General features: G+C 73.1%; 8 protein-coding genes and 1 pseudogene. 8 read left to right on the top strand and 1 reads right to left on the bottom strand.

The window, feature by feature from the left end:
• Positions 1-257 precede the first annotated feature (257 nt).
• From ACYVO2_RS28220 to ACYVO2_RS28205, 4 genes and pseudogenes are all read left to right on the top strand, one after another.
• A complete protein-coding gene (locus tag ACYVO2_RS28220; protein ID WP_461010846.1) occupies positions 258-1706 on the top strand; it encodes a glycoside hydrolase family 16 protein in 1449 nt (482 codons plus the stop codon).
• 312 nt (positions 1707-2018) lie between these two features.
• A pseudogene (locus tag ACYVO2_RS28215) lies at positions 2019-3212 on the top strand (serine/threonine-protein kinase); the annotation flags it as partial.
• A 1081-nt stretch (positions 3213-4293) separates the two neighbouring features.
• Positions 4294-5406, top strand: a complete 1113-nt coding sequence (prfB, locus tag ACYVO2_RS28210) for a peptide chain release factor 2 (RefSeq protein ID WP_461010845.1) — start codon at positions 4294-4296, stop codon at positions 5404-5406.
• Positions 5407-5722: 316 nt separating this feature from the next.
• Complete coding sequence (locus tag ACYVO2_RS28205; RefSeq protein WP_461010844.1) at positions 5723-6715, top strand: hypothetical protein; 993 nt, start codon at positions 5723-5725, stop codon at positions 6713-6715.
• A 208-nt stretch (positions 6716-6923) separates the two neighbouring features.
• On the opposite strand, the gene ACYVO2_RS28200 is transcribed toward ACYVO2_RS28205, so the two are convergent.
• Positions 6924-7124: a hypothetical protein gene (locus ACYVO2_RS28200; RefSeq protein WP_461010843.1), complete on the bottom strand. Its 201-nt coding sequence runs from the start codon at positions 7122-7124 to the stop codon at positions 6924-6926.
• 278 nt (positions 7125-7402) lie between these two features.
• On the opposite strand from ACYVO2_RS28200, the gene ftsE reads away from it, so the two are divergent.
• The 4 genes from ftsE (at position 7403) to smpB (ending at position 11048) form a co-directional block, all read left to right on the top strand.
• Positions 7403-8092, top strand: coding sequence for a cell division ATP-binding protein FtsE (ftsE, locus tag ACYVO2_RS28195; RefSeq protein ID WP_461010842.1), 690 nt, complete (start codon positions 7403-7405; stop codon positions 8090-8092).
• 73 nt (positions 8093-8165) lie between these two features.
• On the top strand, positions 8166-9077 hold the full coding sequence (gene ftsX / locus ACYVO2_RS28190) for a permease-like cell division protein FtsX (RefSeq protein WP_461010841.1): 912 nt from the start codon (positions 8166-8168) through the stop codon (positions 9075-9077).
• Positions 9078-9318: 241 nt separating this feature from the next.
• On the top strand, positions 9319-10524 hold the full coding sequence (locus ACYVO2_RS28185; protein WP_461010840.1) for a S41 family peptidase: 1206 nt from the start codon (positions 9319-9321) through the stop codon (positions 10522-10524).
• Between the two features lie 44 nt (positions 10525-10568).
• Positions 10569-11048 carry an SsrA-binding protein SmpB gene (gene smpB / locus ACYVO2_RS28180; RefSeq protein ID WP_461010839.1) on the top strand — a complete coding sequence of 160 codons (480 nt, stop codon included), beginning with the start codon at positions 10569-10571 and terminating at the stop codon, positions 11046-11048.
• Positions 11049-11108 lie beyond the last annotated feature (60 nt).

Raw genomic sequence — 11108 nt, 5'->3', positions numbered from 1 at the left:
CCGGCCCCTGCGGCCGCCCCACCCCCCCCACCCCCGAACCCCCCGCACCGTTTGACTCCTGAACGCGTGGCGCTCCCCACCCCCCGTCCACGTCCCAACTATTGACGCGCTCACGCCATCCACAGGACAGTGGCACCGGCGGCCGCCAGGCGCGACGGGACGCGCGCCGGCCGGTGCCGCCGAGCCACCGCCCGCCCCATCCGCCCACCTGCCCGTCCCGCGCAGGAGGTGTTGACATGAGCACATCCTCTTCAGTCATGCCGGACCCATCCCCCGCCGCCCCCCGCCGCCGCCTCACCACCCTCCGGGTGCTGGTCATCGGCGGCGCCCTCGCTCTTGTCGCGGGCGTTCTGGGAGCGCTCTCAAGCGCCACCGCCAGCGTCCCGCCCCCGCCCTCGGGCTGGACCCAGGTGTGGAGCGACGACTTCACCGGCGCCGCCGGAACCCTCCCGTCCGCCACGAACTGGATCATCGACACCGGCCGCGGCTACCCCGGCGGCCCCGACAACTGGGGCACCGGCGAGCGCCAGACGTACACCAACAACCCGGCCAACCTCAGCCACGACGGCAACGGCAACCTGCGCATCACCCCGCTGAGGGACTCCGCGGGCAACTGGACCTCCGGCCGCATCGAGACCCGCCGCAGCGACTTCCAGCCCGGCGCCGGGGGCAAGATGCGCATCGAGGCCCGCATCCAGATGCCGAACGTCACCGGCGCCGAGGCCATCGGCTACTGGCCCGCGTTCTGGACCCTCGGCGACACCTACCGGGGCAACTACTGGAACTGGCCGGGCATAGGCGAGTTCGACATCATGGAGAACGTCAACGGCCTGAACTCGGTGTGGGGCGTGCTGCACTGCGGCGTCAACCCCGGCGGCCCCTGCAACGAGACCAACGGCATCGGCGCCAGCCGCGCCTGCCCCGGCAGCACCTGCCAGTCCGGCTTCCACACCTACACCTTCGAGTGGGACCGCAGCTCCTCGCCCGAGGCGCTGCGCTGGTACGTGGACGGCGTGCAGTTCCACTCCGTGACCGCCTCCCAGATGGACGCCGCGAGCTGGGCCAACGCCACCCACCACGGCCACTTCATCCTGCTGAACGTGGCCATGGGCGGCGCCTTCCCCGACGGCGTGTACGGCGGGGCCACCCCGGTCGCCTCCACCGTCCCGGGCCGCCCGATGGTCGTGGACTACGTCTCGGTGCTGCGCGCGGGCGGCTCCAGCACCGGCGGCACCAGCAGTGGCACCACGAACGGCGGCACCACCAACGGCGGCACCACCGGCGGCGGTGGCGGCAGCGCCTACACCACGCTCCAGGCGGAGAACTACACCGAGCAGTACGGCACGATCACCGAGGACACCACGGACACCGGCGGCGGCCGGAACCTCGGCGCCATCGCCAACGGCGACTGGGTGCGGTACTCCGGCGTCGACTTCGGGTCCACCGCCGCCACCCAGTTCAGGGCGCGGGTCGCCTCGGGCGCCGCCTCCGGCGTCAGCGGCCTGGTCGAGGTGCGCCTGGACAGCCGCAGCAACCCGCCCATCGGCAGCTTCGCCCTGGCCAACACCGGCGGCTGGCAGAGCTGGCGCACGGTTCCGGCCAACATCACCGGCGTCACCGGCAAGCACGACGTGTACCTGACGTTCACCAGCGGCCAGCCCGCGGACTTCGTGAACCTCAACTGGTTCACGTTCGCCACCAACTGACCGCGCACGGCCCGGGCCGGCACCCACCCCGGCCCGGGCCGCCCCGCGCCGCCGCGGGCCCCCGCTCCCACCGCCGGAACCCCCGGGGACACCCGAAGGGGACCCCCAAATGGGGCGTGGCCAAGGAGATTTGTCGACTCCCGAGAGTGATTTCTTCCAAAAAGTGACGCGGACCTGCCGTCCGGTTCCCTCAACGGGCGGCGGGCCGCGTAACTTTGTCGCCGACGCCCCCGCCCGCCACCACCGCCCCGCCGCCGACCGGACGACGGGCGCGAAGGTGCCGGGGAAGCCACTTCAAGGGTCGGAGCAGCATTGGCACGGAAGATCGGCAGTCGGTACACCGCCCACCAGGTGCTCGGGCGGGGCTCCGCCGGGACGGTATGGCTGGGCGAGGGCCCCGACGGCCCGGTCGCCATCAAGCTGCTCCGCGAGGACCTTGCCTCCGACCAGGACCTGGTCGGCCGCTTCGTGCAGGAGCGCACCGCCCTGCTCAGCCTGGACCACCCCCGCATCGTCGGCATCCGCGACCTGGTGGTGGACGGCAACGACCTGGCCCTGGTGATGGACCTGGTCCGCGGCACCGACCTGCGCTCCCGCCTGGAGCGCGAGCGCAGGCTCGCCCCGCAGGCCGCCGTCGCGATCGCCGCCGACGTCGCCGACGCCCTCGCCGCCGCCCACGCCGCCGGGGTGGTGCACCGCGACGTGAAGCCGGAGAACGTGCTGCTGGACACGGCCGCCCCCGCCGGCCCCGGCGGCGCGCCGCCCGCCAAGCTCACCGACTTCGGCATCGCCCGCCTGGTGGACTCCCCCCGCCGCACCCGCGCCACCCGGATCATCGGCACCCCCGACTACCTCGCCCCGGAGATCATCGAGGGCCTGCCGCCGCGCGCGTCCGTGGACATCTACGCGCTGGCCACGGTGCTCTACGAGCTGCTCGCCGGCTTCACCCCGTTCGGCGGCGGCCACCCCGGCGCGGTGCTGCGCCGCCATGTCACCGAGACCGTCGAGCCGCTGCCGGACATCCCCGACGGGCTGTGGCAGATCCTCGCGTCCTGCCTGGCCAAGGCCCCCGCCTCCCGGCTGACCGCCGCCGAGCTCGGCCAGCGGCTGCGCGAGCAGCTCCCCGCCCTCGCCGGCCTGCCGCCGCTCGAGGTCGCCGCGCCGGACGACCCCGAGGACGAGGAGCCCGGCGCCGAGCGCCCGCCCACCCCCGCCGAGGAGCCCGGCCGCCGCCGCGGCGCCGTCCCCCTGGTGCCGGGCGCCGCGCCCGACTCCAGCCGGGACACCCACACCAGCCTCAAGCTCCCCACCCCCGGCGAGCTGGCCGCCTACCGGCGGCGGCCGCCCGCCCCGGGGAACCGGCCCGGCGCCCCCGCCGCCGAGCTGCTGCGCCGCAGACGGGTCAAGGTGGGGGCCGCCGTCGCCGCGGCGCTGACCCTGGCCGCGGTCGGCGGCTACGGCTACGTCTCCGGCCGGGACGCGGGCGCCACCACCCGGGAGGACAAGGAGCCGGGCGGCGAGCGCGGCGCGGTGGAGCGCGACGACCAGGGCATGGACGCCCCCGCCGGCACCCCGACCGCCCCCCGCGCCAGCAGCGAGCCGTCCCCCCAGGGCGACACCGGCAGCGAGCCGGAGGTCGAGGCCGAGCAGGCGGCGGCCCCCCTCCCGGACTGGTCGGCGTTCGACGCCGTCCCCCGCCCCGAGGTGGAGCTGACCGGCGGCCCGCGCGCCATCACCGAGTCCGGCGCCACCTACGTCTTCGCCCGCGGCGCGGACGCCAACGTGTGGTACCTCACCCGCACCGCCCACGGCTACGGCCGCTGGCAGCGCCTGACCGGCATAAGCACCCGCTACGACCCCGCCGTCGCCTCCTCCGCGCCCGGCACCCTGGACCTGTTCGCCGTGGGCACCGACGGCCTGCTCTACCGGCGCTCCCTGGTGGGCGGCGCCTGGTTCGACTGGTACCAGGTGGACGGAAGGACCAGGTTCGACGCCGCCCCGGCCGCCGCCTCGTCCGAGCCGGGCCGCATCGACCTGGTCGGCCGCGTCGGCGGCGACCTGGTGACCGCCTCCTACCTGGACGGGCGGCTGAACACCTGGTCGCTGGTGCCCACCGCGGGCCGGATCGCCGGCGCTCCCGGGCTGCTGTCCCGCGCGCAGGGCACCCTGGACGCGTTCGTGGTGCGCCGCGGCGACTCGGCGGTGCTGCGCGTGCCCTTCGCCAACGGCGCGTGGCGGCCCGCCGAGGAGATCCGGGGCCTGTCCACCACCGGCCGCCCCGAGCCGCTGTCCGGCAAGGACGGCTTCCTCGTCTTCGTCCGCGACCGCGAGGGCAGGCTCGCCCAGGCCGCCCTGTCCTCCCGCGGCACCTGGCGGCACCTGCCGATGCCCGGCAAGACCGCCCAGGACCCGCCCGCCGCCGCCGTCAACGGGCCCGGCATGGAGCTGTACGTCCGCACCCCGGGGGGCGCGCTCACCCGCGCCACCACCTCCTGAGCCGCCGGCGGCGCCCGTGCGCGGTGCGCGCCGCGTCCGGTCGCCGCCCGCACCTTCCGGCGGCGGCCCGGGGAAGCATTACCCTGGGGGCGTGGCAGTCGTCGATGTATCCGAAGAGCTGAAGTCCCTCACCTCCACCATGGAGTCGATCGAGGCCGTCCTCGACCTGGACAAGATCCGGGCCGACATCGCGGCCCTGGAGGAGCAGGCCGCGGCTCCGGACCTGTGGGACGACGTGGAGAACGCGCAGAAGGTCACCAGCCGCCTGTCCTACCTCCAGGGCGAGCTGCGCCGCGTCGAGGGCCTGCGCGGCCGCATCGACGACGTGCAGGTGCTGTTCGAGCTGGCCGAGGGCGAGGACGACGCCGAGACGCGCGAGGAGGCCGAGCGGGAGCTCGCCGCCGTGCGCAAGGCCGTCGACGAGCTGGAGGTCCGCACGCTGCTGTCCGGCGAGTACGACGCCCGCGAGGCCCTGGTCAACATCCGCGCCGAGGCGGGCGGTGTGGACGCCGCCGACTTCGCCGAGCAGCTCATGCGGATGTACCTGCGCTGGGCCGAGCGGCACGGCTACCCGACCGAGGTGTACGACACCTCCTACGCGGAGGAGGCGGGCATCAAGTCCGCGACCTTCGCCGTCAAGGCCCCCTACGCCTACGGCACGCTCTCGGTGGAGCAGGGCACCCACCGCCTGGTGCGCATCTCCCCGTTCGACAACCAGGGCCGCCGCCAGACGTCGTTCGCCGGCGTGGAGGTGCTGCCCGTGGTCGAGCAGAGCGACCACGTGGAGATCGACGAGTCCGAGCTGCGCATCGACGTGTACCGGTCCTCCGGCCCCGGCGGGCAGGGCGTGAACACCACCGACTCCGCGGTGCGCATCACCCACCTGCCGACCGGCATCGTCGTCTCCTGCCAGAACGAGCGCTCGCAGATCCAGAACAAGGCCACCGCGATGAACGTGCTCCAGGCGAAGCTGCTGGAGCGCCGCCGCCAGGAGGAGCAGGCCAAGATGGACGCCCTCAAGGGCGACGGCGGCAACTCCTGGGGCAACCAGATGCGCTCCTACGTGCTGCACCCGTACCAGATGGTCAAGGACCTGCGCACCGACTTCGAGGTCGGCAACCCGCAGGGGGTGCTGGACGGGAACATCGACGGGTTCCTGGAGGCCGGCATCCGCTGGCGCAAGAGCAGCCAGTCCGCCCAGTAGCGGCCGCGCCCGGTAGCCGGTCCGGGTGAACGCGGGTCGAACGCCTTGCGCCGTGCGCGGGACCGCCCGCTGAATGGAACAACGGACGCTGAGCCGTCGTCACCAGCCCCGCCCGCGGCGCCCGGCGGGCGGGGCGTTTCGCGCTTGTGATGATCCCGTCAAGGGAGGTCACGAGCCTGTACCCATGTGACAGCCAAGTGCGCTGATATACGACAAAGCCGCACGCAACCTGCTTGACGGTTTTCGGTCGGCGAAACAAGCTGGCCCGCGGCACGAATGTGGCCGCTCCACTATAGCTACTGGGGGTAGTTGGCTGATGACCAATCGGAACACACGACTGCGTCTGGCCCGCATCGGGGCCGCCGCGGTCTTCGCGGCGGGGGCTTCGCTGACCGCCGCGGGTGCGGCTCAGGCCGCGAACTTCGGGGGGGACGACGAGGCTCCGGTCAAGGTGCAGGTCGGGACGGACCTGACCGTGGGCGGCACCGCGGTGATCGGCGGTGGCGACCAGGGCGGCCAGCAGGGCGGCGCCGACCAGGGCGGTGCCGACCAGGGCGGCGCTGACCAGGGCGGCGCTGACCAGGGCGGCGCTGACCAAGGTGGTGCCGACCAGGGCGGTGCCGATCAGGGTGGCGCTGACCAGGGTGGTGCTCAGCAGGGCGGTGCCGACCAGGGTGGTGCTCAGCAGGGCGGTGCCGACCAGGGTGGCGCCCAGCAGGGTGGCGCTGACCAGGGCGGTGCCCAGCAGGGTGGTGCTGACCAGGGTGGCGCCCAGCAGGGTGGCGCTCAGCAGGGTGGTGCCGACCAGGGTGGCGCTCAGCAGGGCGGTGCCCAGCAGGGTGGCGCTCAGCAGGGTGGCGCTGACCAGGGTGGCGCTCAGCAGGGCGGCCAGCAGGGTGGTGCCCAGCAGGGCGGCGCTCAGCAGGGTGGCGCTGACCAGGGTGGCGCCCAGCAGGGTGGCCAGCAGGGTGGTGCTCAGCAGGGCGGTGCCGACCAGGGTGGCGCTCAGCAGGGTGGCCAGCAGGGCGGTGCCACCACCACCGGTGGCGGCAACGGCGGCAACGGCGGTAACGGTGGCGACACCGGCACCTGCGTGCTCGCCAACGACAGCGTCCAGTGCGAGGACGGCACCGAGCCGGACAACGCCGCCTCCCCGCAGCAGGTGACCCAGACCCAGCCGAAGGAGGAGCTGGCGGAGACCGGCTCCACCGAGATCGCCTTCCTCGTCGTCGGCGCGGCGACCATGATCGCCGGCGGTGTCGGCTTCCGCCTGATGCCGCGGCTGGTGACCCGCCGCGCGGCGGCCTGATCAACCGCCCGACCGCGCCGGGACGCCGTCGGCGTCACCCGGCCGGGGCGAAAACCGAGGGCCCGGAGCATACGCTCCGGGCCCTCGGCCATGATCCGTTCAGTCCCGCGGTCCCTGCGGTGCCGGGCGCTCCTCCGGGCGGCGCGGCCGCCTCGGCCGTCAGCCGCCCGGGTGGCCGGCCGCGGCCGTCACCGGCGCTCGCCTGACCTCACCCCGCGTAACCCACCACCAGCGCCACGGCTATCACCGCGGCCAGCAGCACCATCAGCCCCATTGGGCTCAGGCCGTTGAGGAAGCCCTGGAGACCGCCCTGCTGGTGCAACTGCGCGCGGCTGGCCCGGCAGGAGGGGCAGCGGCCCTCGCTCACCGGCCCGGCGCAGTTGGCGCACACCAGTCGGTCGCATGTCATGCGATCTCCTCCTTGCCCAGCCAACGCATCGGGGCCCGACGTGGGTTCCCGTTCCCCCCACTGTGCCAGCTTCCGCGGGGATCGGCGCGGGGCGAGCGCGCTCTCCGGGCGCTCCATTAAGCCTTATGCCCTAGTTTTCCATTTTTGCACAGTGAACCAGCCCACCAACCCGGTCCGCCGACTGCATCCCTCTCGGCGGTTCGCGTATCGTCACCCAACCAGGAGAGCCCGTTCCGGCTGTCCTCCTTCCCCCTAGACTGGCCGACCGTGATGCAGCCGTGATCCGATTCGAGAACGTCTCCAAGAGCTACCCCAAGCAGTCCCGTCCCGCGCTGCGGGACGTCTCGCTGGAGATCCAGAAAGGCGAGTTCGTCTTCCTGGTCGGTTCCTCCGGCTCAGGGAAGTCGACCTTCCTCAAGCTCATCCTGCGCGAGGAGCGGGCCAGCCAGGGTGCCGTGCACGTGCTGGGCAAGGACCTGGCCCGCCTGTCGAACTGGAAGGTGCCGCAGTTGCGCCGCCAGCTCGGCAACGTCTTCCAGGACTTCCGCCTGCTGCCGAACAAGACGGTGAGCGAGAACGTCGCCTTCGCCCTGGAGGTCATCGGCAAGCCGCGCAGCTACATCCGCAAGGCGGTCCCTGAGGTGCTGGACCTGGTCGGCCTCGCCGGCAAGGAGGACCGGATGCCGGGCGAGCTGTCCGGCGGCGAGCAGCAGCGGGTCGCGGTCGCCCGGGCCTTCGTCAACCGGCCGATGCTGCTCATCGCCGACGAGCCCACGGGCAACCTGGACCCGCAGACCTCCGTCGGCATCATGAAGCTGCTGGACCGGATCAACCGGACCGGCACCACGGTCGTCATGGCCACCCACGACCAGCAGATCGTGGACCAGATGCGCAAGCGCGTCATCGAGCTCGAGCAGGGGCGGCTGGTCCGCGACCAGTCGCGCGGTGTCTACGGCTACCAGCACTGAGCCGTGCGCCCCGCCGGGGGACACCGGGCGGGGGAGAAGTCCAAGCCGAGCCGCAGCCACCTGAAAGGACATCATGCGGGCCCAGTTCGTCCTGTCGGAGATCAGTGTCGGTCTCCGGCGGAACCTGACGATGACCTTCGCGGTGATCGTGAGTGTCGCACTCTCGCTCGCCCTCGCCGGCGGCAGCCTGCTCGTGCACAAGCAGGTCGACCACATGAAGGGCTACTGGTTCGACAAGGTCCAGGTGTCGATCTTCCTGTGCAACAAGGACGACGGCAAGCGGGTCGCGAACTGCTCCAAGGGCGCGGTCACCGAGCAGCAGAAGCAGGACATCAGGGGCGAGCTGGACAAGCTCGACGTCGTCGACAAGGTCTACTACGAGACGGCCGCCGAGGCGTACCAGCGCTACCGCACCGACTTCAAGGACAGCCTGATCGCCCAGAATGTGACGGCCGATCAGATGCAGGACTCCTTCCGGGTCAAGCTCAAGGACCCGGACAAGTACGAGGTGATCAGCAGCGCGTTCAACGGCCGCCCCGGGGTGATGGAGGTCAACGACCAGCGCGCCCTGCTGGAGAACCTGTTCGACCTGCTCAACGGCATGAACCGGGTCGCCTATGTGCTGATGGCGCTGATGCTGACCGTCGCCCTGCTGCTGATCGTCAACACCGTCCGGGTGTCGGCGTTCAGCCGCCGCAGGGAGACGGGCATCATGCGGCTGGTGGGCGCGCCCGGCTACTACATCCAGATGCCGTTCATCATGGAGGCCGCCATCTCGGGCCTGATCGGCGCGGGCCTGGCCTGCGGCATGCTGCTGGGCGGCAAGTACTTCCTCATCGACAGTTGGCTGTCGGGCCGCATCCAGTTGATCAACTTCATCGGCTGGGACCAGGTGCTCCCCGTGTTGCCGGCCGTGCTGCTCGTCGGGCTGCTGATGCCCGCGCTGGCCGCGTTCATCGCCCTGCGCAAGTACCTGAGGGTCTGACCCCCGGGCGGGACGGCGGCGGGCCCCGCCGTTTCACCCGTACGGGCGCACCGGGGGCGCGGGATTCCCGCGCCCCTCCGCGTGCCCCCCGCGCGCCGCGGCGGCGGGGGGCCGCCCCGGCCGGGTGGCTCCCCGTGGGGCCGGCCGGCGCTTCCCGGGGGCCCGCGCACCGGCGTGTCCTGGCTCTCAACACGCCCGGACGCGCCCGCGATCGCCCACGGGGTGGCCTAGACTCCCAGCCATGTCCGGCCCATCCGCGTTCGTAAGGCCCCGCAGCCTTCGGCAAGGGGCGGCCCTGGTCATCGTCTGCGGCGCCGTCTTCGCGGCCGGAGTGGTCACCGGAACCTGGGACGGCCCCTCGCAGGCGCCCGCCCCGCTGTCGGCGGACTCCGCGGCCGGATCCGGCCGCGGCGGGCCCGCGGGCACCCAGGACCTGCCCGCGACCCTGTCGGAGGCCATGGGCGAGGGCGGCCTCGAACCGGAGGCCGCCGAGGAGATCGTCAGCCGCAGCGGCGACCGCTGGGCGGCGTTCTACACCGAGCAGGAGTACCAGGACTTCCAGCAGACGCTCGACGGCTCCTACGTCGGCGTCGGCCTGTGGGTGCGGCGCACCGGCGAGCGCCGCATCGAGGTCAGCCAGGTGCAGTCCGGCGGCCCCGCCGACCGCGGCGGCGTGCGGGCCGGCGACCTGCTGGACCGCATCGACGGCGAACCCGTGGGCGCCCGCCCCGTCACCGAGGTCGTGTCGCTGCTGCGCGGCGGCGGCGAGCCCGGCTCGCGCGTCACCCTGGGCCTGGAGCGGGACGGCGAGCGCCGGGAGGTGGCGCTGCGGCGCGCCGTCCTGGACGCGCAGAACGTCACCGTGGGCGACATGGGCGGCGGCGTCACCCGGATCACCGTCACCACCTTCACCAGGGGTGTGGGGGAGCGGGTGCGCGAGGCCATGCGGCAGCCGCGGGTGCGGCGGGGCGTGGCGGCCGGCGGCGGCGTCGTGCTCGACCTGCGGGGCAACTCCGGCGGGCTGGTCGCCGAGGCCACCAGGACCGCGTCCGCGTTCCTCGACGGGGGCCTCGTCGCCACCTACGACGTGCGCGGCCGGCAGCGCGCCCTGTTCGCGGACGGCGGCGGGGACACCACGACCCCGCTGGTCGTCCTGGTGGACGGCGGCACGATGAGCGCGGCCGAGATGCTGGCCGGCGCCCTCCAGGACCGGGGCCGGGCCGTGGTGGTCGGCTCCCGCACCTTCGGCAAGGGCTCGGTGCAGGAGCCCAGCACGCTGGCCGACGGCTCCGTGGTGGAGGTCACCGTCGGCACCTACCGCCTCCCCTCCGGCCGCACCGTGGACGGCGACGGGGTGCGCCCCGACCTCGAGGTGGACCCCGCCGAGGGCCGCGAGACCGCCGAGGCCCAGGCCCGCCACGTGCTCAGCGGGCTCAGCGCGGCGTAATTGCCTCCCGTGGCCGCGGCCGGTGGTGCGACAATGACCACACCATGGCGAAAGAGACTGGACGCAAGCTGGTCGCGCAGAACAAGAAGGCGCGGCACGACTACCTCATCGAGGACACCTACGAGGCGGGCATGGCCCTGATGGGCACCGAGGTGAAGTCCCTGCGCCTCGGCCGGGCCTCGCTGGTGGACGGCTTCGCGCAGATCGACGACGACGGCGAGATCTGGCTGCACAACGTCCACATCCCCGAGTACAGCCAGGGCACGTGGACGAACCACGCGGCCCGGCGCAAGCGCAAGCTCCTGCTGCACCGCTCGGAGATCGACAAGCTGCGGATCAAGACCCAGGAGACCGGGCACACGATCGTCCCGCTGTCGCTGTACTTCAAGGACGGCCGGGCCAAGGTCGAGATCGCGCTGGCCAAGGGCAAGAAGCTGCACGACAAGCGGCAGGCGCTGCGGGAGAAGCAGGACCGCCGCGAGACGGCCAGGGCGGTGGCCGCGGCGCGCCGCAGGCAGCGCTGAATCCTTCCGCCGGGCGGGGAATGAAGTGGAAGCACCCCGCGTTGTTCACGTACGATGACG

Source organism: Streptomyces capparidis (assembly GCF_054782095.1).
This window is presented reverse-complemented; position numbering and strand designations above follow the sequence as displayed.